Consider the following 25246-nt stretch of genomic DNA (forward strand, 5'->3'; position numbering starts at 1 on the left):
ATCTTTCAATTATGAAACAAATAATACTATTCTTTTGTATCAGTGTTTTTTACGTTCAGCTGGCTGCTCAGGAGATTGAACATGCTCAATCAACGCATTATGCCCTGGTTGAAAATAAAGGACAGTGGGCAGAACAAGTCTTGTTTCAATCGCGTTCACAGGGAAGTAATATCTGGGTGCAGCAGCACGGCTTCATTTACGACATCCGGGATTATTCCGGGGTCAAAAAAGCACACTCGCAGCGCATTGCAGATGAAAATAGTGCACAATTCCGCGGTACACTCGTCGGGGTGGAATTCATCAACTCCCGGGAAGTACAGGAAATCCGCAAAGAAAAACCCCTCGACTATTACTACAATTACTTCATCGGGAACGATTCTACGAAATGGACACACGATGTCCGTAGTTTCCAGGAAGCCACCTTGGTGGATTTTTACCCGAATGTAGACCTGAAAGTCATCGACGCGGCATCTGAATTCAAATACGAATTGTGGTGTGCCCCGGGAACGGACTACAAACAAATCCAGCTCCGGATGAAGGGTTTTTCGGACCTGGTGCTGGATAAAGCAGGAAACCTGGTTCTTTCCACTCCATTGGGAAAAATCACGGAGAAAAAACCGGTTGCTTACCAAATGCTGCACGGAAAACTGAGTCCCGTTTCGTGCAAATTCATTCTAAAAAAAGACATTGTGTCTTTTGAATTGGGAAAATACGACCCGGCGGCAACACTCATCATCGATCCGGTACTCATCTTTGCAACGTATTCCGGTTCACCGACAGATAATTTCGGGATGACGGCGACTTACGGCTACGACGGATCGGCCTATTCCGGGGGAACTATTTTCGGAAACGCCTACCCGACGCCTGATCCGCTGGCTTTTGATGTCACTTCGAATTTCACCACGACATACAACGGTTTGACCACTACCGATGTGTTTATTTCCAAATATTCCCCGGACGGAACCACGATGATCTGGACCACTTTTCTCGGCGGCGGAAACACCACGCAGGGAACCGAAACTGTTCACAGTCTGATCTGCGACAAACTCAATAACATCTATGTTTTCGGGATTACCGCATCTACTGATTTTCCACTCCAGAACCCGTTTCAAAATGCTCACGGGGGAGGTTCAATGATCAACGTGCAATTCAACGGAGCCTATTTCGGAAGCCAGGGAACAGATATTTTTGTTTCCAAAATCAGTTCCAACGGACACAATCTCCTGGCTTCCACCTATGTCGGCGGAGCACAAAACGACGGGATCAATTACAAACTCAGTTCCGGAAACTACAATTCCGTAGCTGCATACGATTCCCTGACGACCAATTACGGAGACCAGTTCCGGGGTGAAATCATGATCGATTCTGCCGGAAACTGCCTGGTTGCATCTTGCACGCGATCTACCAACTTCCCGACTTTGAATCCGTTCCAGGCTTCTTTGGCCGGACAGCAAGACGGGGTGATCTTCAAGCTTTCTTCCGACCTGAGTACCATGCTCTGGGGAAGTTATTTCGGAGGAAGCAATAACGACGCGTGTTATTCCGTGAAAATCGATTCGAGCTACAACGTCGTATTTGCGGGCGGAACTTCCAGTACGAACCTTCCCGGAACTGCAGGTGGTTTAAACCCGAATTACCTCGGCGGTAAATCAGATGGTTTTGTGGGAAAATTAACTCCGAACGGACAAACACTGACGCAGAGCACTTACATCGGGGCGAGTTTATACGACCAGGCATTCTTCGTTGAAATCAACCGGAATGACGAAGTATTTGTGCTAGGTCAGTCGGTAGGCGGAAACTTCCCGGTTATCAATTCTCAAAGTTATCCCAACAGCAGCCAGTTCATTGCAAAACTGAACCCTACACTTACATCCATTGTGAATTCGACCGTTTTCGGAAACGGCAACCCGAACATTAACATCTCGCCTTCGGCATTTTTGGTTGATATTTGCGGAAATATGTACGTTTCGGGATGGGGAGCAAACATTTTACAGTCGACTCCGCTGAACGGAATGCCCGTTAGTTCGGATGCTTTTCAGAGCACACCGCCAAACGGATTTGACTTTTACCTGTTCGTTTACAAACGGGATTTTTCCGGTCTGCTCTACGGAAGCTACATCGGGGGGAACCAGGCAGAAGAACACGTAGACGGCGGAACTTCCCGCTTTGACAAAAACGGGGTGGTTTACCAATCGGTCTGTGGCGGCTGCGGCGGACACAGTGATTTCCCCACAACGCCCAACACCTGGTCGAACGCCAACCTGAATTCCGGGCCGGGAACGAACAACAACTGCAACAACCTCGTATTTAAATTCGATTTCCAATTGCTTCCGAAAGCAGACTTTACGACCAACGACCTGCTGGGATGCGAAGATTTCACCGTGACTTTGACCAACACCAGTTCCCCTTCAGACAGCTATGAGTGGGATTTCGGAAACGGACAGGGAACTTCTACGGAGTATTCTCCGACGGTTACATTTACCGTTCCGGGAGTTTACAATGTTCAATTGACCGTAACAGACTCTGTTTGTCTGCTCACGGATACGGCTCAGATTCAAATCACCGTACTTCCGGAAATCCAGTTAACGGTATCAAACGACACGATTTTATGTTCACCGCTTCCATTGGTGTTCACCGCAAATTCAAGCGGATCAGCGGATTATTTTATCTGGTCTTCTTCGAATCAATTTTCCGACACATTGAACCCCAACGTGGCCGATTCGGTACTTCACGTCACTCCGGGAAGCACAACAACTTATTACGTCCAGGCAGGAAATGCCGCTTGTTCCAAAGTAGACAGCGTCACGGTCTATTTCGTCGGGGGAAGTCTCGTTATTTCCGGCAATGATTCTATTTGTTTGAACGATCCCACAACGCTCACGGCTTCTATCCAGATTCCGAATGTGAGTTTCACGTATGTGTGGAGTCCGATGTCTGTTTTAACGACTACCCCGCAGGAAAATGTAGTCATTGCAAATCCGCCGACCAGCCAATGGATTTATGTCGATGCAAACGGATCGAACGGATGTTTTGACCGTGATTCGATCTTCGTGACCGTCGGTAATATTTCCGGAACGATCAGTGCCCAGGCCAATCCGCAATATGTTGTTCCGGGAAATTCCTCCACCTTGACCGCATCTCCGGCCGGTTATGCCTATACCTGGACTCCTGCTGCCGGATTGTCCAATCCACACGGGCAAATTACCCAGGCAACGCCAACCGAGACAACGAATTATACGGTTTTCATCACCGACGGAATCTGCGTCAAATCGGCATCCGTGAAAGTCAATGTACTGGAAGTGGTTTGCGACCGGACGTATGTGTATGTTCCGAATGCATTCTCCCCGAACGGAGACCATGAGAACGACGTGTTGTATGTGCGCAGTGTGATTGCAACCGAAATCCTCTTCCGCGTCTTTGACCGCTGGGGAGAAATGGTGTTCGAAACCCGCGATCAGAATATCGGTTGGGACGGAACCTTCCGGGGCAAACTCCTGAAACCGGACACGTACGATTATTACCTGGAAGCAAAATGTGTTCAGGGCGAACAAAAGATCATCAAAGGAAACGTGACCTTACTGCGTTAATGCAGCGATCAATGAAGCCGGGGAAGACAAAATCGTCTTTCCTTTCTTGTTTTGTGCTTTCCCAAGTAGGTAAAAGCATTATTTTTGCGGTATGAAGTGGATTGGAAAAAGAATCAGTTATCTCGATGATCAAAGTAAAACAACATTCATCATTACTCCCGAACAGGTTGGTGTGGTGAAAGCTTTGATGGGCGCATGGTTTTTCATGTGGTTTGCAATCGGTGTAACGATCAGCTGGGCTTACTTCACGTTCACCTTTACCCAGCAGGAAAAAATCATCCTGGGGATTTTCATGGTTTTCTGGTTTTACTACTTTATCCGCGTCGGAAGAAGTTTTTTGTGGATCCTATACGGCCGGGAATACATCAAAGTTGACACCATTTCCATGACGATCAAAACCGGCATCAAAAGCTACGGAAAGGCAAAAGAATACTACCTTGAAAACATCAAAAAAGTGCGCGTTTCCGTTCCGAAGGAAAATTCATTCCAGGCTGCATGGGAAAACTCTCCGTGGATTCGCGGTGGAGAACGCATCGAATTTGAATACCTGGGGAAAACAATCCGTTTCGGGAGAAAACTCTCTCCGCAGGACTCCAAATTGCTGTTCCAGGTTCTGACCAAACGGATCGAAGACCAGCTAAAAAAGAAGAAATAAGGGTCAGATCACGATCCTCAAAACATCTTCGCGGTTCATTCCTTTGCGCAGGTGTTCCAGGATAATCGGGAATTTCTCATCAATCCGTTCCGGGGTAAATCCCAGCTCCACCCCCATGCGTCTCACCAGGCGGGTTTCATTGGCATCCATATTGCCATCTACTCCCAAAAGCTGGATCAATTGAATGAAGCGCTCGTAGCGCTCTTCCCGTGTAACCGGCGGAATGAAAGGATAATCTTCCGGGTTCTCACAAATCTCCTGCACCTGTTCTTCTGTCAGGGAAAGTTTCGTCGCAATACGTTTCAGCAGCTGATTCTCTGCCGGACTGATTGTTCCGTCGACTCTTGCGAGCATCACCAGGTTTCTGAAATGACCTTTCTGGCGAGCCTGTTCGCCGGAATCGAAGATATGTGAAAACGAACTCATAATACCGATTTGATTTTTTACTAAGCTAAAAGATAATTTGTTTTATACTCCAGGTATCGGACCAAAAATCGTTAAATTAAAAAGTCTTTTCGATTATCAATTAACGGATGCCTGTCTCGATACCCGTTTCGTACCTCACGGACTCGACATGACATCCTCAGAATCTCCTCTTTTCAATTCTCCATTAAAAAATAGAGCGCCTTGATCTAAATATTGGCAACAAGTTTCCTGAATTGTATCAAACCAATTTGAAGAATTAATAATCAGCTACTTATCCCAATACCCGGCGTACCTCACGGACCCGACATGACATCCGGAATTAAAAAACCTTTTTACCTTCTTAATACTGAGCGACCTGTAGTGAGCACTTGCAATGAGCTTGTCGAATTGTGTCGAACTAAGTCGAAGTATCAATTTTCCATTCTCAATTCTCAATTGTAAAATACGGAGTGGAATCGAACTCTTATTTTCGGATCAAACTCAGTGCCTTTATTTTGAGTGACCGGATCTCGATCTCTTTACTTCCCGGGTTCACAACATACGTCTGCAATTGATCTCCTTTGTGATGAATCACCGGCAGGTTGAAGCGCACGTGCAATGTGTCCGTAGTACCTTCTTTTTTCAGGGAGTTCAACACCCAGGAGTTCCAACTGTAAGTACCGTGTTCACTGAATGCTTCAAAATGAATACTTCCGGGATGCAGGCTGTCGTTATTCTGGTAAACAACCTGGATATCCAGCAGTGTTTCATCCGTTTTCAATGTTGGAAAAAAGGATTGTTTTTCAATCGAAAGGCTTGTACTCCCTGCAATTCTGATGTTTTTCCGATCGCTAAACACTTGTTCTTCCACGAAAGCAAAATCGGGTTTTGTGTTCCGGAATTCCTCCGGCCAGTTCAGGTTTCCGCGATCAATTTCCAGGCGGTTTGATTGGTAATCCGGGATATATAGTTTTCCGAAAATGTACCAATACTGTTCCTTCGTCATCCGGTCCGGGTGGAGCAATCCCAGCGTAAATTGTTTTGACTGGAAAAGGGACAGCGAAGTAGTCAGCAACAGGAAAACTACCGTTCCACCGGCCATGATCTTATTTCTCCCCAGGTAAACCAATGCCAATCCGAGCGGAACTGCCAGCAGCGGGTATAAATCGACCATTGCTCTAGAACTGAAAGAAGCGGCATACCACCAGCATTCCCAGGAAGCAAAAATCCAGGTACACATCCCGACAGTGGAGAAAACACCCCAAAAGAGGGATTTTTGCTTTTTATAAAGTTGCACAAATCCCGGAATCAGCAAAAGGAAAACCGGCGTATAGAGGAGCCAACCCTTTTTGTAGCTGAACAGGAAATCAAACAGGTGCGGATCCGTAATGACCACATTTTCCACATGCATATTGGGAATCAGCCAGCTTCCGCCGAGTATTTTCCAGTACAGGATCTGTGGCAGATTGAACAGCAGTCCCGCAAGCGGAAAAAGCAGGATTGATTTCCAATAACGTACGTTAGTCGTGTAAACTCCTCTCAGGAGGAACACCGGCAGCAAGCCAAGCAATACGTGCGTAGGTCGAATCGCCGAAATCAATCCCAAAGTCAAAGCCGCGGTGATGAGGTATTTCTTTTTATCCGGGAATTCCCTGCATTTCAGGAGTGCGTAAAAAAGCAATCCGATCAGCGCAAAAAGGTAAATATGCTGTAAATGATACGAATGAATGGCTGTTACCCAAAAGTTCGTTCCGAAGTAAACAAGTATCAGTAATAAAGCACTAAGCTGTTCGGAAAAGAATAAACGCAGGATTTTAGATAGAAAAACGAGTCCCAGTAAAATAAAGAAAAGTGCATTCAACAGGTACGTAATGTGATACGGTTTGCTAAATCCATCCTTCGGATAACCCAGCATTTTCGCAAATCCATGCCCGATTGCGTAAGCGGGAAGTTCCAGGTAAGCCTGTCCCATGTGGTAAATATCCAGGTTATTTCCATTTTCCTGGAGTCTCAGCTGATACACCACTGTTCCATTGCAGTATTTGTTCTGAACCTCCTGTAATTCCTGCTGTTGAAAATTCAGATTCCGGTACTGGAACAACTGGGTCAGGTACATGTAGTACCCGTAGCCATCGTATGCGCAAACGCACGTGGACTCACCACGGACAACCTCCTGTATTTTCGACGAAAACTGAAGCGTAAAAACTCCCGCTATGAGGAAAATGGTGATTTGGCGGATATGTGATTGCAGGAATTTAAGCATTCAGCTGGTGTTCGATAAAGTCGATTAGCGTATGGATGACTTTGATGTGGATTTCCTGTGCACGATCGGCATACTCCGCATAAGGAGCACGAATTTCGACATCACACAGACCGGCCATTTTTCCACCGTCTTTGCCCGTCAGTCCAACGATTTTCATCCCTTTGGTTTTAGCTGTTTCTACCGCACGAAGCACATTCTTCGAATTACCGGAAGTCGAAATAGCCAGCAATACATCTCCCTGATTTCCCAAAGCTTCCAGGTAGCGCGAAAAGATGAATTCATAACCGTAATCGTTTCCGACACAACTGATATGCGACGGATCGGAAATACTCAGCGCCGGGATTGCTCTCCGGTCATCGCGGTATCTTCCCGTCAACTCTTCTGCAAAATGCATCGCATCACACATGGAACCTCCATTCCCACACGAAACAATTTTGCCCCCGTTTCGGATCGCAGAAACCATGAGATTTCCTGCCTCCTGAATCAGCTGATGATTCGCTTCGGTGTTAAATTTTTGCAAAATTTCTAATGCTTCGTTAAAATGGTCTGCTATTTGTTTCATGCCTTCACAAATGGGATTTCCTGCCAAAAATAAATAATTATTGAGTGCGGTTACCATTTTGGATAAACTTGTTATATTTGAATTCGGAGTTGGCTCCATAACACAAAAACAACTATGAAAAATATTCTACTTGCCATTCTAGCCTTAAGTTTAGGATTCAGTGCATCGGCCCAGAATGACTGTTTTAAGAAATTGGAAGATGCTTTTGCCAAAAGAGGGTCTTACACCGTTGCTGATGACATGCATAGAAATGTGATTGTAAGCTTTTTCACACCTGAAGGAACCGAATGTCTAACCGGAAAAGCACGCGTTGAAAACGGTACGGTTGTTTCCGTTTTTCTTCAATATGACGATGGAACCTACTACCTGCTGGAAAAGAAATTTTACAATGCAAAAAAGACCAGCCCGGTGGTAACCAATGGAATTTCCGAAATGATTTTTACAGTAGACGGAGAAAAATTCAGAGTAGTTTTCATCGATAAACTGAAGCCGAAAGCAAAATCTTACAAACCGGCAAACTTACCAGACGATTTATAAACGACAATATATTTTTCAAAAAGGAGGCTTCGGTCTCCTTTTTTTATGCCAGAACATCCCGCTCATCCGGATTCTGAACCAGGATCACATAGGTGGTTCCGTGAGGCTCCATTCGCACTTCCTTACTCCCGTCGAGTTGTTCGATCAGGGTATCGATCAGTACCAGCCCGAACGACGAAGGGCCAACTTGCGGTTTCCAGGTTCCGTTGTCAAAATACGTAATCCGCAGCCAGCCATCATCTCCTTCCCGTTGAATATCGATTTGAATACAAGCCGTTGAAAGATCCTCAAAAGCGTGTTTGAGTGAGTTCGAAACAAGCTCATTAATCAACAATCCCACCGGGATCAATGTTTTCAGGCCGATTTTACCAACTCCCGTTTTCACTTCGTAACGTACCCCCTGCTCATTCGCACTCAGGTTTATGATTTCATTGATCAGTTCGTTCAGGTAATCGCCGATCCGGATTTGCGACAAGTTATCATTTTGATACAATTTCTGGTGAATCAGAGACATCGCCATGATGCGGTTGATGGATTCCTGGAACAGCGTGCGGAATTCGGGATTATCCACTTCCTGGCTCTGCATCCGGAGCAAACTGACCACAATCTGCAGGTTGTTCTTCACGCGGTGATGGATTTCCTTTACCAGGGTGGTTTTTTCGTCATTCTGAAGCGAAATCTTCACATTTTGCTCTTTCAACCGTTCCACCGCTTCGATCAGTTTCCGCTCCGAATAATGATTCAGATCGAGATACAGGTAAACGAGGTAATAATTCAGCGAGAAGCCGGCAATTAGTTCAATCACCAGGGAAACCTTCTGGCTCACTGTGCGTATCTGCAGTTCTTCGATGTGGATGTTTAAGGAATAGAATACAAAAATGGCCAGGCTAACCAGGGAAACAAACAGAAGCACAAAGCCAAAAACCCTTCCGATACAGAAAAAGGCCAGCGATATGGCCGCAAGCATCCACAACAAATCCGTCAGGTGGATTGTATTGTGAAATTCAATCAAAACGTAACTGCTGATCATAACACCGCTGATTGAGTAGATATAAAACACCAAAGCCGGGTTTCGCGTAAGCCACACGATCACCAAACACATGCCGCTGATCACCAAACCGAACAGCATGGGAAGAAAGTTCTCCCTGGTATCGAAGAAATAGGCGCAGGCGAGAATCAGGAAGACAAATACGAATAGAATCGATACGCGAAATGCCAGTTTCACTTTCAATTCCTCGAAATAGTTCTTTACCTCGTCAGGGATGGAAATAAGCTCTGTAGCACTCAATTTAGTCAGTTGTTCGTTTCTCCTAATGTAAGGAGATTTTCTTTAGATTGTTAACCTTTAAGTCAAATCAAATTGCGTACTTTGTGAATCATGAAACAAGTCGCATGGATTACGGGAGCTTCATCGGGAATCGGTGAGGAAATCTGCAAACAACTTGCCCGAAAAGGAGTGAAACTGATTCTATCGAGTCGCAATGAAGACAAATTGCTGGCATTGCAAAAAGAGCTGGCTCACCCGGAGGAACACCTCATCGTTCCGCTGGACCTGGAGCACTCGGAAAACTTTGCAGAAGTGGTCAAACAAACCCTGGAACAAACCAAACGCATCGATTACCTGTACAATTGCGGCGGACTCAGCCAGCGTGCAGAAGCCAGCGAAACATCCATCGAGACAGACCGGAGAATCATGGAAATCAATTATTTCGGAACCGTTGCACTGACGAAAGCGATATTACCCTACATGCAGGCTCAGAAATCCGGACACATCATTGCGATTTCCAGTATTGCCGGAAAATTCGGTTTCTACCTGCGATCCGCATATAGTGCGAGTAAGCACGCTATTCAAGGTTTTTTTGAAAGTTTATTGCTGGAGGAAGCGAAAAACAATATTTCGGTAACGATTGCCTTTCCCGGAAAAATCAACACCCCGATTTCCATGAGTGCATTGGGGAAAGACGGAAAAGCACACGGGGAAATGGATCATAACCAAGCCACAGGAATGCCGGTAGCAGAATGTGTTTCCATTTTGCTGAAAGCAGTGGATAAAAAGAAAAAGGAAATCCTGATTGGAAATAAAGAAATCAATGCGGTGACGCTCAAGCGTTTCTTTCCGAAGTTATTCTGGAAGATTATTGCGAAACAGAGTGCTACCTAGAGATTTGTTAGAGGGAAGACTTTTTTAGAGACAGGAGGCAAGACTTTTGGAGACAAAACTGATAGAGTCAAGACATGAAGACTAAAGGAGTCAGGAAGTAAGACCGTTCAGAATGAATCTTAGTCTTGTCTCCTGACTCTCATTATCTTGATTATCTCTAAAGTCTAAATAATCCCTTTATCTGACAAAAACACCGCTACATTCGTTTCAATGCGCTTGTTGATATTGGACGTATCGCTTTTCATGAATTTGTTACCTGTAATTTTCTCGTATAGCTCGATGTAACGTTCCGTAATGGTGTCGACAAATGAATCCGGCATATCCGGCATCACCTGCCCTTCCAGTCCCTGGAAACCGTTTTCGATCAGCCACTGGCGCACAAATTCTTTCGAAAGCTGCCGTTGCTGCTCACCGTTTTGCTGTCTTTCTTCGTAACCTTCCGCGTAGAAGTAACGGGAAGAATCCGGTGTGTGGATTTCATCGATCAAAATCACTTCTCCGTTGCGAATTCCAAACTCGTATTTTGTATCTACAAGGATCAAACCGCGTTCAGCTGCCATTTCGGTTCCGCGTTGGAACAAAGCACGGGTATATGCTTCCATCTTCTCATAAATCTCCTGCGGAACGATTCCTTTTTTCAGGATGTCTTCTTTGGAAATGTCTTCGTCGTGACCTTCGTCTGCTTTCGTAGCCGGAGTAATGATCGGTTCCGGGAAACGGTCGTTTTCTTTCATTCCTTCAGGCAAGGTAACCCCGCAAAGCGTTCTTTTCCCCAAAGCATATTCTCTTGCAGCGTGACCTGCCAGGTATCCCCTGATCACCATTTCAACACGAACCGGTTCGCAGGCATAACCAATCGCCACAGAAGGATCCGGAGTACCGATCAGCCAGTTCGGAACGATATCCCGGGTCGCTTCCAGAAACATGGTTGCAACCTGATTCAAAACCTGTCCTTTGAAGGGGATTCCTTTCGGCAGAATGTGATCGAAAGCCGAAATGCGGTCTGTTGCCACCATCACCATGATATCGTTATCGATGGTGTATACTTCGCGCACTTTTCCGCGGTATACATTCGTCTGCTTCGGAAATTTAAAATTGGTACTTGTGATTGTTTCGTTCAACATGTTCTAAATTTTGAATCGTGTATTACTTCCTTCTTGATCTTGGCTTCGGTTCGTCTTCGTCGTCTCCTTCTTTCTCGAATTTCTTCGCTTTTTCAATCGCTTCTGCTTTATCGAAAGCGTCGATGATGCGTTTCACCAGGGAGTGTCGGATCACATCGCTCTGTGTCAGACGGATGATCTCCAGCCCTTCCACGCCGTTCAGAATATCCAATGCATAGGACAATCCGGAGCGCTGGCGGTGAGGTAAATCTACCTGCGACATATCTCCCGTGATCACAAACTGGGCGGTCTGTCCCATTCGCGTCAGGAACATTTTCATCTGCATCACCGTTGCGTTCTGTGCCTCATCCAGGATCACAAATGCTTTGTCAAGCGTTCGTCCGCGCATGAATGCCAAAGGTGCAATCTCAATGATTCCGAATTCGATCATGTCTGCCAGTTTCTCCGGGGGAATCATATCACGGAGCGCATCGTAAAGCGGCATCAGGTACGGGTCGAGTTTTTCCTTGAGGTCTCCCGGAAGGAATCCCAGGTTTTCTCCCGCTTCCACTGCCGGACGCGTCAAAATAATCCGTTTTACTTCTTTCGCCTTCAAAGCTCTTACCGCCAAAGCAACTGCCGTGTAGGTTTTCCCTGTTCCGGCCGGACCAACGGCAAAAACCATATCGCTTTTATTGACTGCCTGAACAAGCTTACGCTGGTTGAGTGTCTTGGCTTTGATTTTTACACCGCCGTTTCCATGCACCAGCGTTTCCGTCCCGTCGGAAGAAAGCATGGCAGAACCATCGTCCAGCATCAGGTTGTCGATGTTGTTTTCTGTTAACACGTTATATTGGTTGAAATGTGCTAAAATCAATTCAAACTTGCGTTCGAACTCTTCCATCACTTCCGGATCACCAATAATCGTCAACTCATTTCCACGTGAGTTGATCTTCAATTTTGGAAAAAAAGATCGGATATGCTTTAAATTCGAATTGTTTACGCCAAACAATTCGGCCACATTCACCCCTTTTATTTCGATTTTCTTCTCTGTCAATGTGAATAAATCTTTCGTTTCTAAGTCCCGGTTGTATTATTAACCCGTATTTTTGAAACAAATTTAATTAATTTTTTATCGGATAAGGACAGTGTTTATCAAATGGGAATTATCACTCTGACTACAGATATGGGATTAACCGACTACTATGTGGCGGTTTTAAAGGGAAATTTGTTCAAACTGGCTCCCGGAGCGTCTGTGGTGGATATTACTCATCAGGTAAAACCATTCGATATTGCGGATGCCAGTTATTACATCCAGGCTTCTTTCCGTGAGTTCCCCGAAGGGACGGTTCACATCATCGGTGTGGACAGCGAACCCATCATCAATTCCAGTAACGGTGCTTATCCGAGCATCCTCCTGTTCAAGGGACATTACTTCATTTCGAACGATAACGGCATTTTTGCGTTGATTCTGCGGGGTGAAAGTCCGGAAGGATTCTGGCGGATCGACAACGTACTTTCCAATCCGAAAGGCCTGCGCTTTCCGGTGAAAAATATTTTTGTGCCGACCGCAGCACGCATTGTTGCCGGAGAACCGCTCGACACCATCGGGTCGGAAGAAACCAGCTGGCGCGTGGCGCACACGGTCAATGCCGTGATCGAGGAAAACCTCATCAAGGGATCTATTGTCCACATCGATCATTACGGTAACGCGATCACGAACATTACAAAGGAAATCTTTGCGCGTTTCGATGATGCTCCTTTCACGATCCTGTTCCGCAAACGGGAATATTACATTGATGAGATTTCCAGCACCTACAACGACGTCGCTCCGGGTGAACGACTGGCTTTTTTCAATGACAACAACCTGCTGGAAATCGCGATCAACAAAGGTGCAACCGGAAACGGAGGCGGAGCAGATTCCCTTTTCGGGCTGCGGGTTCACGACCTCGTACGGGTTGAATTTACACCGCGTGGTTCTGCCAAAACCATTGACTCCCTTTTTTAAATTGAGAATTGAAAAAGAACACTGAGCGGCCTGTGGTGGACTTACCGAACTAAGTCGAAGTACTTTTCAATTTTGACTTTTAACTTTTGAATTATATTAAACATATGCTGACACGAATTGTGAAACTCACGTTCCAGGAAGAAAAAATCACGGACTTTCTCGCTTATTTCGATACGATCAATACACGGGTAAGCACCTTTGAGAATTGCTATGGTATGCGTTTGATGCAAGACATCCACCAGCCGCATATTGTGTTCACATACAGTAACTGGAAAGATGAATCTGCGTTAAACAAGTACCGGGATTCCGAATTATTCGGAGGAGTTTGGTCTACGATCAAACCCTGGTTCGGAGGAAAACCCGAAGCATGGAGTGTTGAAACGTATTTCGAAGATGGTACTTTTTTACCCAACCATCCCGAAAATTAAACGTTTATAGCTACCTGTGCAAATAGGGGTTTTCTCAATATTGTTCTTATTTTTGCCGAACTTAAATAGATATGAAAGCACTTTACTGGAAAGAAATCAGGAGTTTTTTAGGCTCGATCATCGGGTATATTTTCATCGTCATATTCCTCATCAGCTCGGGGATTTTTCACTGGATTGTAGCTGAGGACACGAACCTGCTAAACGGGGAAGAAGTGGATATGATTCCCTTCTTTAATTTATCTCCCGTTATCTTTTTGATCCTGATCCCGGCTATTACCATGCGGATGATTGCCGAGGAACGCAAAACAGGAACCATCGAATTGCTTTTCACCCGTCCGATTACCGATTTCCAGATCATTATGGCCAAATACCTGGCCGGGGTTACCCTATTAATTATCTCGCTTCTCCCTACGTTGATCTACTACTTCAGTATGGTTCACCTGGGAGCGGATGCCATGGATGAAAACGGAATTTCAAAGACTGTGATCGACGAAGGCGCTACGTTTACGTCTTATTTAGGATTGATTTTACTGGGAGCAACCTTCATTGCCATCGGGATTTTTTCGTCTTCTGTTACGAGTAACCAGATCGTTGCATTTATCGTTGCGATGTTCCTGTGCTGGTTGTTTTACGACGGATTCGAACTCCTGGGCTCCTTCAACCTGATGGGAGATTTCGACATTGTGTTCCAGTATATCGGCTTGACTTCGCATTACAAGAGTATCATGAAAGGGGTGATTGACACCGGCGACCTTATTTATTTTTTCGGGATGATTGCAATCTTTTTAGCTGCAACACTCACCGTTGTTAAATCTTTGAAACGTTAATCCGATGGCTGAAAATAACGGAAAAATCAAAAAGTTCTATAACTGGGTTCTCCTTGCAATCATTGTGGGGATTGTGATCTTCCTCAACATTATCGGAACCTTCCTGTATTCCCGTGTCGATATGACCGAGGATGAGCGTTATTCCCTTTCAAGCGGTTCCATCGAGTTCCTGGAAAAAATGAACGAATCATCGAAAGGAAGTAAAAAATCGAATCGTTTGTTCCTGAAAATCTACCTGGAAGGAAAACTACCCGCAGAGATTAAGCGTTTCCGCAACGCGGTAGAGGACAAACTGGATGAATTCAAGGAAATTGCAGGAGACCGCATTGAATTCCAGTTCATTGATCCGCTGGAAGGAACGGAAGCAGAACGCAATGCGCTCTTTCAAATCCTGTACAACAAGGGACAGGGAATTGTTCCGCTGGAAATCGTTTATCAGAAAGACGGTTCTCAATCACAGATGATCCTCTGGCCGGGAGCTGAAATCGAATACGAAGGATTTACCAAAAACTACGTGCAGTTGCTTCCGGGTTCTCCACAGGGACAACCGGCTCAATTGTCGAAAGAGTTTTCCGAAACAACGATTCAGAATTCCATCAACAACCTGGAATACATGCTGATTTCGGCGTTGAGAAGAACCATTCAGAAGCAAAAACCGCGCATCGCTTTCATCGGCGGACACGGAGAGCTTCGTTTCCAGGAAACACAGCGTGTGCGCGCACTGCTTGAACCGTATTACTCCGTTGAAGATGTAACCTTGAAAGATTCACTGAAAGCACTCGACGGATTCACCGGAGCAGTTATCGCCCGACCGCGGACGGCTTACTCGGATAAAGACCTGTACATCATTGATCAGTTCGTAATGCGCGGAGGTCGACTCATGTGCTTCTTCGATAAACTGACTTTCCCACAGGATTCCCTGAATAAAACCGGAATGACCAGCACCGTCAGAACACAACTTGGGCTGGATAAATTATTATTCGATTACGGAATCAAAACCAACGACAATTACGTCATGGATGTGCGCTGTGCTCCTATCCAGACACCATTTGCCAAGCAAAGTCTTCTTCCGTGGTTCTTCTATGTTGCAGCCACTCCGACCAAGCATCCGATTGCACGAAACATCGAACCGGTCATGCTCCGGTATGTATCGCAAATCCAGCTGATCCCAAGCGACAACCGCCTGGTTTCACCGATCCTGACCAGTTCCACCAATTCGCGGGTGAGTGTCATGGCTCCGATGATCAGCCTCGGAATGCCGATGAATTATGGAAAAGTGCCGGTTTTAGCAGACAATCCGTCTTCTGAGAGCAACAAAATCTGTCTGGCAGGTTTGTCTGAAGGAAAATTCGATTCACACTTCAAGAACCGTTTGACGGAAGAATTTGCCAAGAACCCGGAATCCGGTTTCCTGACTACCAGCAGCGAAGAAGGAAAAGTACTCGTAGTGACAAACGGATCGTTTATTGCGAATTACTACGATTCCATGCCGAATAAAGCCGGTAAGATGATGTATCGCCCGATTTCATTCAACAACCTCCGCTACGACGAGGTGATGGCACAGATGCGCATGCAGCCGCTGATTTACGGAAACCAGGAGTTCTTCCAGAATATTGTCGATTACATGATGGGCGACAACTCCGTTCTGGACATCCGAAGCAAGCAGATCGATATTCACCCGATTGACAAGGAAAAAGTGAAAAATCAGCGTACGAAATACATCCTGATCAATGTGGCTCTGCCATCGCTTTTAATTATTTTACTGGCAATTTTGCTGTTTTACTTACGCAAACGCCGTTACGCACGTTCTTAGAGATATGAAGAAAATTGTTATCATCGTTTTAGGGATCGCACTGTTGGTGGGATTGGGAATTTTTACAGCTCGCCTGATGAATAAAAAAGGGAAGTCGGATGAGCAAATTGCGGCATTCAACTTCGACATCAAGGATACCGCTTCCGTCGATAAAATCATCATTACGGAGCCAAACGGAATGGAAATGACCCTGGTCCGGTCCGGTAAAAACTGGACGGATGACAAAGGAGGTTGTGTACAGCCGGTACAGGTGTTCAACATCCTGGAAGCGCTTTACAACGTGCGTTTCAAAGGATATGTTCCGGAAAATGCTGTGAAAACGGTGATCAACCGCATGACGACTATCGGAATCAAGGTCCAGTATTTCCAAAACGGAGACTGGAGCAAAACCTGGTATATCGGCGGGTCAACTTCTGACCACCACGGAACATATATGCTCGTAGAATCTGCAGAAGCCGGAAAAAGTGACTTGCCGGTTATTGCCGAGATCAAAGGTTTAAAAGGAATTATTGAACCGCGTTTCTTCGCTGACCCGAGAAAATGGCAGTGTTCCGAAATTTTCGCTTACCAGATGGATGAAATTGCGGAAGTGAACGTGAAATTTACGCAAAGACCGGATAGAAGTTTTGAGGTTCGCAAAATCAAACAGGATTACCTGGTGAAATTCGGCGGGAAATACCTGACGAGTCTCGACACAAACATGGTATACCGTTACCTGTTGAATTTCAAGCGCATCAACTTCGAGAACCCGAATTACGAACTGAACGACAAACAGCTGGATAGTTTGAAACATTCCACTCCGTTCTGTGTGCTGAAAGTGCGTTCGACCAAAGGTGTGAAAACGCAACTGCGGATGTTCAGACGTCCATCCGTTTCTGGTGAAAAAGAAGTCGATGATTTCGGTGATGAATCGCCTTACGATATTAACCGATTCTGGTGTGAACTCCCAAGCGGACAAGTTGTTAAATGTCAGTATTTCACGTTTAACCCGATCTTGATGGGGCACATCTATTTCAACCCCGACAGGTACAAAAACGTCCAATAAACGACGGGATTAATCTTGTTTAATGCGTAAAAAAGTTCAAACGTTAAAAGGTTTTTCCGGTTTAAACTTTTAAACATTTTGAATGTTCCCCGGTAGGATTCAAAGAATCTAAGATCAATTTTGAACTTTTGAACTTTTGAACTTTTATATCATTCTCAAAGCGTAAAAAGGCAAGATTACATTCTTTTCGGACACTTCCTAAAGTTAATATCTCGTTGAAAACTGTCTTCAAAAGAGTTCGTCTTCGGCCAGTCTACGGAGTAAAAATTGGTATATTTGCTTCGTAAATAACCAAATTGTATGAATTTTATCGTATCCAGTACGAATTTGCTCCGTCATCTTCAAAGTATCAGCGGTGTGTTGAGCACCAGCAATACTTTACCGATTCTGGACAACTTTTTGTTCAACATTTCAGACAGCCAGCTGATTATTTCTGCTTCTGACCTGGAAACTACCATGCAGACCACCATGGAAGTAGAAGCAACGGAATCCGGAAAAGTGGCTATCCCAGCTAAAATGCTTTTGGATGTATTGAAGAATCTTCCGGATCAGCCTTGTACTTTCAAAATCGACCCGGCAAGTTTCGGCGTCGAGATTGCGTACGATAACGGTAAGTCTAAAATGGTTGGTTTCAACGGAGAGGAATTTCCAAAAACTCCGGGGATTGAAAACAGCACCAGCATCCGCATTTCAGGAGAGATTATCTCCAGCGCGATCAACAAAACGCTGTTCGCTGCCGGAAACGATGATCTGAGACCGGTTATGAGCGGGATGTACTGCCAGTTTAGCCCTTCCGATATTACGTTCGTAGCAACGGATGCACACAAACTGGTTCGCTACCGCAGAACGGACGGACAAGCGACAGGAGGTTCAGCATTCATTCTTCCTAAAAAACCATTGAATTTGTTGAAATCAAATTTGAGAGGAGACGAGGAAGTATTGGTTGAGTACACTGACTCCAATGCGATTTTCACCTTCAACGATATCATTTTGATGTGTCGTTTGATTGATGGAAAATACCCGAACTACGAAGCAGTTATTCCGAAAGAAAACCCGAATATCCTGATCGTTGACCGTGCACAGTTCCTTGGAGCAATCAAACGTGTTTCGATCTTCGCCAACAAAACAACACACCAGGTAAAACTGAAAATCGCGGGCAGCGAATTGAACATTTCCGCAGAAGATTTGGATTTCTCCAACGAAGCAAACGAACGTTTGACTTGTAACTACGACGGAACAGATATCGAAATCGCTTTCAACAGCCGTTTCCTGATGGAAATGCTGAACAACATCGATGCGCCGGAAGTGAAAATTGCCATGAGTGAGCCAAGCAGAGCAGGTTTGCTGATGCCGAACACTTCAGATAATGAGCACGAAGACATCCTGATGCTGGTAATGCCGGTAATGATAAACAGATAAGAATCAATCTATTGAAAACAGAGGGGCGGAAAATTTTCCGCCCCTCTGTTTTTTGGCACGAATTTTATTGTACTCTTTTTATAAAATTCAAAGTCATGAAAAATATCTACTTCGCATTCGCACTCGTACTCATCAGCAGTACACTCGCACATGGTTCTGAATTCATCCTGCGGGTAAAAAGAAATGGGCAACACATTGTAAGCGCTTCTAACCAAACGCAGACAAACACTATCAACAATTACCAATTTTACAATTTGTATGGCGGAAATACGCCGGTAAAAGTGGTTGATAAATATACCGGAAACATCATTTTCAAAAACAACCTGAATATTCCGGAAGGCTACCAGGTCATTGCAGAGCTTGATGCATACGGAAATATGACTATCCTGGCAAACAACCTGATTGCAGGAACAAACGGTGGATGGGGAGGAAACAACAACGGAAACGTGGGAACCATCAACTATGGAAACAACGGGAATGGCAACTACGGAGGAAACTATCCGGGCGGGCATTGCGGAACCCCGGTTCCTTACCCGAACAACGGCGACGGGTACTACAACCAGGGACAAGGTGCAAACAACCAATATTTCAGCCAGTTTGTGAGCAGCCTGAAAGCAGAAAGCTTCGACAGCAACCGTTTGCAGAATGCGAAAGTATATGCTTCTAAAATGAATTTGTCTGCACAACAGATCAAAGAGATCGCGGCAACGTTCACTTTCGACAGTAACCGCCTGGACTGGGCAAAAGCAGCATACAGTACTTGTTATGACAAAGCAAACTATTTCTTACTGCGCAGTACCTTCACTTTTGCTTCTAACTACAGCAGCCTGCAGGATTACATCAGCGTACAATAAGCAAACCCTCATTTTGATTTCAGAATCAAAATAATTCCAATAACCAACCCGAAATGCCGGATCCTTCAAGGTCCGGCTTTCCTTTTTTATACCGAAAATTTCTGCAAAATTCCCTATCTTTGAAGTTCATAACTAGCTATATGGAAGAACAAAATTTAGCCGAATTAGAGGCAGCTTTCAATCGCAAACTCGAAAAGGATGTTCGTATCGAGCCGAAAGACTGGATGCCTGATGCGTATCGCAAAACGTTGATCCGCCAGATTTCCCAGCACGCTCATTCCGAAATTGTCGGGATGCTTCCGGAAGGGAACTGGATTACACGCGCTCCGAACCTGAGACGAAAAGCCGTTCTGCTGGCAAAAGTTCAGGACGAAGCCGGACACGGCCAGTATTTGTATAGCGCCATGGAAACGCTTGGGGCTTCCCGGGAACAAACCATTGACGACATGCATGAAGGAAAAGCAAAATACTCTTCCATCTTCAACTATCCGACTTTGACCTGGGCCGATATGGGCGCTGTGGGCTGGTTGGTTGACGGAGCAGCTATTATGAACCAGGTGCCGCTGTGCCGGACTTCTTATGGTCCTTACGCCAGAGCCATGGTGCGGATCTGTAAAGAAGAATCGTTTCACCAACGGCAGGGGTATGAAATCATGTGTACCCTGATGAAAGGTACGGAGCTTCAGAAAGAAATGGCGCAGGATGCCCTGAACCGCTTCTGGTGGCCGGCACTGATGATGTTTGGCCCGAGTGATGCAGAATCTACTCACAGCCAGCAATCCATTGACTGGAAAATCAAACGCCACACCAACGACGAGCTTCGCCAAATGTTTGTGGATGCAACTGTTCCACAGGCAGAATTAATCGGGCTGACAATCCCGGATCCGAACCTGAAATGGAATGCCGAAAAAGGCGGGTATGATTTCGGTGAAATCGACTGGACTGAATTCTGGCAGGTGGTAAGCGGAAACGGGCCTTGTAACGCAGAACGCATCGAAGCACGCCGCAAAGCAAAAGAAAACGGCATGTGGGTTCGCGAAGCGGCTATGGCACACGCAGAAAAGAAAAAAGCACGTAAAGCATCTTAATACCGAAAGCAATGACAGGAAAAGATTGGCCTCTCTGGGAGGTATTCATCAGAAGTAAACAAGGTTTGAATCACAAACACGTAGGAAGTATTCACGCTGCAGATGCTCAAATGGCGGTAGAAAATGCCCGTGACGTGTATACCAGACGCAGTGAGGGCATTTCGATCTGGGTGGTTGAATCATCCCAGGTTTTCGCATCAGATCCTTCTGAAGCGGATGCGTTGTTTGAACCGGCAGACAGCAAAATTTACCGCCACCCGACTTTTTACGAAGTTCCGGATGGGGTTGGGCACATGTAATTGTCAGACGATAAGACTCCTGGCAAAAGACAACAGACTACTGTTTGGCTTTCATCTCAGGTCTTTTTGTCTCAAGTCTCTCAAAGAAAATGAAAAACAACTTATTTACATATACACTGCGCATTGCTGATGACAGCCTGATTTTGGGTCAACGGCTTTCGGCATGGTGTGGTCACGGGCCGGTTATCGAAGAAGATATCGCGATGACCAATATTGCGCTGGATCTGATCGGTCAGGCAACTTCCCTGCTCGAATATGCGGCGGAAGTTGAAGGAAAAGGAAGAAGCGCGGATGACCTGGCGTTTCTACGCTTCGAACACGAGTATTTTAATACGCAATTGGTGGAACAACGCAACGGTGATTTTGCCGTAACGATGGTTCGTCAGTGGATTTTCGATACGTTCCGACTTCCTTTTTACGAAGCATTGCAACGATCTGCAGACAAACAATTGGCTGCTATTGCGGAGAAATCGCTGAAAGAAACCAAATATCACTGGAAACATTCCTCTGAATGGATTATCCGCATGGGTGACGGGACGGAAGAATCCAACAAGCGTGTGAATGACGCGCTGACTCTGCTGTGGAAGTTTTCCGACGAATTGTTCTACATGGACCAGGTGGATCAGGATTTGATTGAACAGGGAATTGCGATTGACCTGGAAACACTCAGACCGGCATTTGATGAACGCGTTCAGCTGGTTTTACAGGAAGCAGGTTTGCAACTGCCGGATTCCAAATGGAAACTAAACGGTGGCCGCGTTGGAAGACATACCGAACACTTCGGGCATTTATTAGCTGAAATGCAGTATATGCAACGAGCTTACCCGAATATGGAATGGTAGACGAAAGCACCATATGGCATTATTTAGAAGAAGTACCGGATCCTGAAGTTCCGGTACTTTCGGTTATAGACCTCGGAATTGTCCGCGGCGTGAAGGTCATTTCGGATCAGGAGGTCGAGGTGACAATCACTCCTACCTACTCCGGTTGTCCGGCGATGAATTACATCGAACAGGCGATCCGGGAAGTATTGTCTGAAAAAGGAATCGGGGAAATTCATGTACAAACTGTTTTATCTCCGGCCTGGACTACCGACTGGATGAGTGAAAGTGGGAAAGAGAAATTGCTGGCTTATGGAATTGCTCCGCCGGTTAATGAAACGGATAAACTGGTACTTTTCGGCGACGCTCCGGTGGTGAAATGTCCGCAATGCGGCTCTGAACATACCAAAATGCTCAGTTTGTTCGGAAGTACTGCTTGCAAGGCGCTGTATCAATGCCAGGATTGCCTGGAACCCTTTGATTACTTCAAGTGTTTACGATAAGCTAACTCTCAGTTAATCACAGGAAAATATCGTTCATCTATTTTAGCAGCATGATGCGGTATTTATGCTTATTTCCCGTAATAATTGCTTTTTCCTGTACTAAGGCAAAAGTTCCTGTTCCGGTAAAACCGGATTCAAAAGTACATTATCAGACAACCGTCAAACGCTTTATCAATGCCAACTGCATCAACTGTCACGATACAGGTTCTTCTTTTCCCATGGACACCCGGCAAAAGGTGATCGCTGTCATGAATTCAGGACAATTTTTGGGCGCGTTGAAAACACCGATCGGACAAGAATCTCCTTACCTGCATATGCCACCTTATTATGTCATTCAACAAGCAGACCTCGATTCTCTTCAAAACTGGAAGCAGGAAGATTATCCGGATTAATTAAATCTTCCCGTCCAACAACCCCTCGTTGTAAATTCCTGTTCCATCAGCAAACTTCCGGTGTTTTGTCACTCCAACAGCGTATTTGATATTGGTTATCAGGAAATAAAGAATCACCAAACGGACAATATAGGCTATCAGGAACACAATACTTCCGGAAAAAACAGTCAGTAGTCCCAGTAAAGTCCAGAAACAAAATACCGAAAACCCCAGGTAAAACGCCCATGGTCTTGATTTGCCGGTAAACACAGCAGCGATGAAATACAAAGTAACTGTTATTCCATTTATGATTGTTGTTATGGTTCCAATCGTCAGGGAATCACCCAGGTAAATTCCTTCAATGACACTTGCGATAACGGCAAAAACGGCAATGATCCAGAAATAAGCACTGGCGCCTTTCAGTTGTTTTGCGGGATGTGAAACATTGTTGACACAGTGATACCCATCTACTATTACATCCAGCACAACCGGTTTTTCCGATAATTTCAAAACAATCGTTCCCAATTCCGTGGTGGAATAACTTACTCCTTTTTGCAAAGTTCCACTATTTTCATGCTTCAGCAGGAGTTTTCCCTGGTAATATACTTCAATACTCCGGTAGCCCCTTGTCCACATGACCTGAAGTGTTTCTCCGGGAAATTGAGTCAGGTGATATTTTTTTTCGAAATCCATATTTCTTCAGTCAGATGATAAACAAAAAGGGTACTTGCAATAGCAAATACCCTTTAAATATACTGACAATTTCTTATCCTAAGAACGGATATTTGTAATCTGTCGGCGGAACAAACGTTTCCTTGATTGTTCTGGCAGAAACCCAGCGCAACAGGTTCATCGCAGCTCCCGCTTTGTCATTCGTACCGGAACCTCTTGCTCCTCCGAAAGGCTGTTGTCCTACAACTGCTCCTGTCGGTTTGTCATTGATGTAGAAGTTTCCTGCCGCATTTTCCAACGCTTTCGTAGCCGTTTGGATCGCGTAGCGGTCATTCGACATGATTGATCCTGTCAATGCGTATTCAGATGTTTCATCCAACAATTTCAACGTTGCTTCGAATTCATTTTCCGGGTACACGTAGATCGTCAATACAGGTCCGAAGATTTCCTCAACCAATGTTCTGAATTTCGGGTTGCTTGTAACGATTACAGTTGGTTCGATGAAATATCCTTTGGATTTATCATACGATCCTCCCACGATGATTTCTGCATCAGACTGCGCTTTTGCATAGTCGATATAGCCTGAAATTTTGTCAAACGCACGCTCGTCGATCACCGCATTGATGAAGTTTGACGAATCTTCCGGAGATCCCATTTTGAATGATTTCACCTGGTTCACCAATATTTCCTTCACCTCATTCCACAAGTTAGAAGGAATGTAAGAGCGGGATGCCGCAGAACATTTCTGCCCCTGGAATTCGAATGCTCCGCGAGACAATGCCGTTGCAACTTCTGCCGCATTTGCCGATTTGTGCACCATCACGAAATCTTTTCCTCCCGTTTCACCTACGATACGTGGATATGTCCGGTAGTTTTCAATGTTGTTCCCGATTTCTTTCCACAAGTGGCGGAATACTCCGGTTGATCCTGTGAAATGCAATCCTGCGAGGTGTTTGTTTTTGAAGACTACGTCTCCTGCAACCGATCCCTCAACAGAAATCATATTGATCACTCCGTCCGGTACGCCTGCAGCTCTGAACACTTCCATGATCACCTGTGCCGAATACATTTGAGATTCTGCCGGTTTCCATACGATTACGTTCCCCATCATGGCAGGTGCCGCACACAAGTTTGCCGCAATCGAAGTGAAGTTGAACGGAGTCACTGCAAAGACAAATCCTTCCAGCGGACGGTATTCCAAACGGTTCCACATGCCAGGAAGTGATTCCGGCTGGTCTTTGTAAATCTGAGTCAGGTACTGAACGTTGAAACGGAAAAAGTCGATCAACTCACATGCCGCATCGATTTCAGCCTGCATGACGTTTTTCGACTGAGCAAGCATCGTTGCCGCATTCATTTTGTTTCTGAACGGTCCTGCAAGCAGATCAGCCGCTTTTAAGAAGATTGCCGCACGCTGTTCCCAAGGCAGGTTTGCCCACTGCTCACGTGCGTTCAATGCTGCTTCGATCGCTTTCGAAACATGAGACGCATCACCGTAATTGTAGTGTCCCAATACTTTTTGATGGTCGTGGGGTGGTGACATCGGTTTCTTATTGTCCGTACGAACCAGCTCCGAACCGATATACATCGGAACATCAATCGGATCCTGGTTCAACATTTTTTTATACTCTGAAATCAAAGCCGTATGCTCCGGAGTTCCGGGGGCATATGCTTTCACAGGTTCGTTAATTGCTTTCGGAACCGTAAATAATGCGTTTGACATATGATACTTTTTTGCCTTACAAATGTACGCATTTATGTTTCCAGTTCATACATCACAATCGGTGCTTCTGTTGGACTTTCACTGGCACAATTGAAAGATTGT

The 25246-nt window shown here is 45.3% G+C and carries 24 protein-coding genes; 16 read left to right on the top strand and 8 right to left on the bottom strand.

What is annotated here, in order from left to right; translation table 11 throughout:
* Nucleotides 1-11: 11 nt before the first annotated feature.
* Together ABDV94_RS17935 and ABDV94_RS17940 are read left to right on the top strand one after the other, a co-directional pair.
* A complete protein-coding gene (locus ABDV94_RS17935) occupies nt 12-3587 on the top strand; it encodes a T9SS type B sorting domain-containing protein (RefSeq protein ID WP_343748593.1) in 3576 nt (1191 codons plus the stop codon).
* A 91-nt stretch (nt 3588-3678) separates the two neighbouring features.
* Complete coding sequence (locus ABDV94_RS17940; RefSeq protein WP_343748594.1) at nt 3679-4242, top strand: hypothetical protein; 564 nt, start codon at nt 3679-3681, stop codon at nt 4240-4242.
* Between the two features lie 3 nt (nt 4243-4245).
* On the opposite strand, the gene ABDV94_RS17945 is transcribed toward ABDV94_RS17940, so the two are convergent.
* The 3 genes from ABDV94_RS17945 to lpcA form a co-directional block, all read right to left on the bottom strand.
* The gene (locus tag ABDV94_RS17945; protein WP_343748595.1) at nt 4246-4668 is read right to left on the bottom strand and encodes a TerB family tellurite resistance protein; all 423 of its coding nucleotides are present in this window, start codon (nt 4666-4668) and stop codon (nt 4246-4248) included.
* Between the two features lie 463 nt (nt 4669-5131).
* The gene (locus tag ABDV94_RS17950; RefSeq protein ID WP_343748596.1) at nt 5132-6910 is read right to left on the bottom strand and encodes a hypothetical protein; all 1779 of its coding nucleotides are present in this window, start codon (nt 6908-6910) and stop codon (nt 5132-5134) included.
* Complete coding sequence (lpcA, locus tag ABDV94_RS17955) at nt 6903-7472, bottom strand: D-sedoheptulose 7-phosphate isomerase (RefSeq protein WP_343748597.1); 570 nt, start codon at nt 7470-7472, stop codon at nt 6903-6905. The genes ABDV94_RS17950 and lpcA overlap by 8 nt, the downstream gene beginning before the upstream one ends.
* Before the next feature lie 114 nt (nt 7473-7586).
* On the opposite strand from lpcA, the gene ABDV94_RS17960 reads away from it, so the two are divergent.
* Nucleotides 7587-8009 carry a hypothetical protein gene (locus tag ABDV94_RS17960; protein WP_343748598.1) on the top strand — a complete coding sequence of 141 codons (423 nt, stop codon included), beginning with the start codon at nt 7587-7589 and terminating at the stop codon, nt 8007-8009.
* Between the two features lie 43 nt (nt 8010-8052).
* On the opposite strand, the gene ABDV94_RS17965 is transcribed toward ABDV94_RS17960, so the two are convergent.
* Nucleotides 8053-9297: a sensor histidine kinase gene (locus tag ABDV94_RS17965; RefSeq protein WP_343748599.1), complete on the bottom strand. Its 1245-nt coding sequence runs from the start codon at nt 9295-9297 to the stop codon at nt 8053-8055.
* Between the two features lie 90 nt (nt 9298-9387).
* Here ABDV94_RS17965 and ABDV94_RS17970 point away from each other — a divergent pair, with 90 nt between their 5' ends.
* Nucleotides 9388-10170 carry an SDR family oxidoreductase gene (locus tag ABDV94_RS17970; RefSeq protein ID WP_343748600.1) on the top strand — a complete coding sequence of 261 codons (783 nt, stop codon included), beginning with the start codon at nt 9388-9390 and terminating at the stop codon, nt 10168-10170.
* Between the two features lie 164 nt (nt 10171-10334).
* Here ABDV94_RS17970 and ABDV94_RS17975 read toward each other — a convergent pair whose 3' ends face one another.
* The gene (locus ABDV94_RS17975) at nt 10335-11291 is read right to left on the bottom strand and encodes a phosphoribosylaminoimidazolesuccinocarboxamide synthase (RefSeq protein ID WP_343748623.1); all 957 of its coding nucleotides are present in this window, start codon (nt 11289-11291) and stop codon (nt 10335-10337) included.
* Nucleotides 11292-11316: 25 nt separating this feature from the next.
* The gene (locus tag ABDV94_RS17980; protein WP_343748601.1) at nt 11317-12330 is read right to left on the bottom strand and encodes a PhoH family protein; all 1014 of its coding nucleotides are present in this window, start codon (nt 12328-12330) and stop codon (nt 11317-11319) included.
* Nucleotides 12331-12432: 102 nt separating this feature from the next.
* On the opposite strand from ABDV94_RS17980, the gene ABDV94_RS17985 reads away from it, so the two are divergent.
* From ABDV94_RS17985 to ABDV94_RS18040, 12 genes are all read left to right on the top strand, one after another.
* Nucleotides 12433-13281, top strand: a complete 849-nt coding sequence (locus tag ABDV94_RS17985; RefSeq protein ID WP_343748602.1) for an SAM-dependent chlorinase/fluorinase — start codon at nt 12433-12435, stop codon at nt 13279-13281.
* Between the two features lie 104 nt (nt 13282-13385).
* A complete protein-coding gene (locus ABDV94_RS17990; protein WP_343748603.1) occupies nt 13386-13709 on the top strand; it encodes an antibiotic biosynthesis monooxygenase family protein in 324 nt (107 codons plus the stop codon).
* A gap of 71 nt (nt 13710-13780) precedes the next feature.
* Nucleotides 13781-14536, top strand: coding sequence for an ABC transporter permease (locus tag ABDV94_RS17995; protein WP_343748604.1), 756 nt, complete (start codon nt 13781-13783; stop codon nt 14534-14536).
* Between the two features lie 4 nt (nt 14537-14540).
* A complete protein-coding gene (locus tag ABDV94_RS18000) occupies nt 14541-16349 on the top strand; it encodes a Gldg family protein (protein WP_343748605.1) in 1809 nt (602 codons plus the stop codon).
* A 4-nt stretch (nt 16350-16353) separates the two neighbouring features.
* Complete coding sequence (locus ABDV94_RS18005; RefSeq protein ID WP_343748606.1) at nt 16354-17394, top strand: hypothetical protein; 1041 nt, start codon at nt 16354-16356, stop codon at nt 17392-17394.
* 300 nt (nt 17395-17694) lie between these two features.
* Nucleotides 17695-18813 carry a DNA polymerase III subunit beta gene (dnaN, locus tag ABDV94_RS18010; RefSeq protein WP_343748607.1) on the top strand — a complete coding sequence of 373 codons (1119 nt, stop codon included), beginning with the start codon at nt 17695-17697 and terminating at the stop codon, nt 18811-18813.
* A gap of 95 nt (nt 18814-18908) precedes the next feature.
* The gene (locus ABDV94_RS18015) at nt 18909-19667 is read left to right on the top strand and encodes a DUF4476 domain-containing protein (protein WP_343748608.1); all 759 of its coding nucleotides are present in this window, start codon (nt 18909-18911) and stop codon (nt 19665-19667) included.
* A 140-nt stretch (nt 19668-19807) separates the two neighbouring features.
* Nucleotides 19808-20755 (top strand): 1,2-phenylacetyl-CoA epoxidase subunit PaaA, encoded by a 948-nt coding sequence (gene paaA, locus ABDV94_RS18020; protein WP_343748609.1) that lies wholly within the window; start codon nt 19808-19810, stop codon nt 20753-20755.
* Between the two features lie 11 nt (nt 20756-20766).
* Nucleotides 20767-21054 carry a 1,2-phenylacetyl-CoA epoxidase subunit PaaB gene (paaB, locus tag ABDV94_RS18025; RefSeq protein ID WP_343748610.1) on the top strand — a complete coding sequence of 96 codons (288 nt, stop codon included), beginning with the start codon at nt 20767-20769 and terminating at the stop codon, nt 21052-21054.
* An 89-nt stretch (nt 21055-21143) separates the two neighbouring features.
* Entirely contained in the window at nt 21144-21896 is a 753-nt protein-coding gene (gene paaC, locus ABDV94_RS18030; RefSeq protein WP_343748611.1) for a 1,2-phenylacetyl-CoA epoxidase subunit PaaC, read from the top strand.
* Nucleotides 21890-22378 (top strand): 1,2-phenylacetyl-CoA epoxidase subunit PaaD, encoded by a 489-nt coding sequence (paaD, locus tag ABDV94_RS18035; RefSeq protein ID WP_343748612.1) that lies wholly within the window; start codon nt 21890-21892, stop codon nt 22376-22378. Before paaC ends, paaD begins: the two co-directional genes overlap by 7 nt.
* A 50-nt stretch (nt 22379-22428) precedes the next feature.
* Nucleotides 22429-22770 (top strand): hypothetical protein, encoded by a 342-nt coding sequence (locus ABDV94_RS18040; RefSeq protein ID WP_343748613.1) that lies wholly within the window; start codon nt 22429-22431, stop codon nt 22768-22770.
* Here the strand turns inward: ABDV94_RS18040 and ABDV94_RS18045 are convergent, their stop codons facing one another.
* Nucleotides 22771-23442, bottom strand: a complete 672-nt coding sequence (locus ABDV94_RS18045; protein WP_343748614.1) for a hypothetical protein — start codon at nt 23440-23442, stop codon at nt 22771-22773.
* Nucleotides 23443-23515: 73 nt separating this feature from the next.
* On the bottom strand, nt 23516-25144 hold the full coding sequence (pruA, locus tag ABDV94_RS18050; protein WP_343748615.1) for an L-glutamate gamma-semialdehyde dehydrogenase: 1629 nt from the start codon (nt 25142-25144) through the stop codon (nt 23516-23518).
* Between the last annotated feature and the right edge of the window lie 102 nt (nt 25145-25246).

Source organism: Fluviicola sp. (assembly GCF_039596355.1).
In the GTDB taxonomy this organism is placed as follows: domain Bacteria; phylum Bacteroidota; class Bacteroidia; order Flavobacteriales_D; family Crocinitomicaceae; genus Fluviicola.

Bases quoted from the DNA above. Each gene is read 5' to 3' on its own strand.
- ABDV94_RS17935 (WP_343748593.1), top strand. From the start codon at position 12: ATGAAACAAATAATACTATTCTTTTGTATCAGTGTTTTTTACGTTCAG.
- ABDV94_RS17940 (WP_343748594.1), top strand. From the start codon at position 3,679: ATGAAGTGGATTGGAAAAAGAATCAGTTATCTCGATGATCAAAGTAAA.
- ABDV94_RS17945 (WP_343748595.1), bottom strand. From the start codon at position 4,668: ATGAGTTCGTTTTCACATATCTTCGATTCCGGCGAACAGGCTCGCCAG.
- ABDV94_RS17950 (WP_343748596.1), bottom strand. From the start codon at position 6,910: ATGCTTAAATTCCTGCAATCACATATCCGCCAAATCACCATTTTCCTC.
- lpcA (WP_343748597.1), bottom strand. From the start codon at position 7,472: ATGAAACAAATAGCAGACCATTTTAACGAAGCATTAGAAATTTTGCAA.
- ABDV94_RS17960 (WP_343748598.1), top strand. From the start codon at position 7,587: ATGAAAAATATTCTACTTGCCATTCTAGCCTTAAGTTTAGGATTCAGT.
- ABDV94_RS17970 (WP_343748600.1), top strand. From the start codon at position 9,388: ATGAAACAAGTCGCATGGATTACGGGAGCTTCATCGGGAATCGGTGAG.
- ABDV94_RS17985 (WP_343748602.1), top strand. From the start codon at position 12,433: ATGGGAATTATCACTCTGACTACAGATATGGGATTAACCGACTACTAT.
- ABDV94_RS17990 (WP_343748603.1), top strand. From the start codon at position 13,386: ATGCTGACACGAATTGTGAAACTCACGTTCCAGGAAGAAAAAATCACG.
- ABDV94_RS17995 (WP_343748604.1), top strand. From the start codon at position 13,781: ATGAAAGCACTTTACTGGAAAGAAATCAGGAGTTTTTTAGGCTCGATC.
- ABDV94_RS18000 (WP_343748605.1), top strand. From the start codon at position 14,541: ATGGCTGAAAATAACGGAAAAATCAAAAAGTTCTATAACTGGGTTCTC.
- ABDV94_RS18005 (WP_343748606.1), top strand. From the start codon at position 16,354: ATGAAGAAAATTGTTATCATCGTTTTAGGGATCGCACTGTTGGTGGGA.
- dnaN (WP_343748607.1), top strand. From the start codon at position 17,695: ATGAATTTTATCGTATCCAGTACGAATTTGCTCCGTCATCTTCAAAGT.
- ABDV94_RS18015 (WP_343748608.1), top strand. From the start codon at position 18,909: ATGAAAAATATCTACTTCGCATTCGCACTCGTACTCATCAGCAGTACA.
- paaA (WP_343748609.1), top strand. From the start codon at position 19,808: ATGGAAGAACAAAATTTAGCCGAATTAGAGGCAGCTTTCAATCGCAAA.
- paaB (WP_343748610.1), top strand. From the start codon at position 20,767: ATGACAGGAAAAGATTGGCCTCTCTGGGAGGTATTCATCAGAAGTAAA.
- paaC (WP_343748611.1), top strand. From the start codon at position 21,144: ATGAAAAACAACTTATTTACATATACACTGCGCATTGCTGATGACAGC.
- paaD (WP_343748612.1), top strand. From the start codon at position 21,890: ATGGTAGACGAAAGCACCATATGGCATTATTTAGAAGAAGTACCGGAT.
- ABDV94_RS18040 (WP_343748613.1), top strand. From the start codon at position 22,429: ATGATGCGGTATTTATGCTTATTTCCCGTAATAATTGCTTTTTCCTGT.
- ABDV94_RS18045 (WP_343748614.1), bottom strand. From the start codon at position 23,442: ATGGATTTCGAAAAAAAATATCACCTGACTCAATTTCCCGGAGAAACA.
- pruA (WP_343748615.1), bottom strand. From the start codon at position 25,144: ATGTCAAACGCATTATTTACGGTTCCGAAAGCAATTAACGAACCTGTG.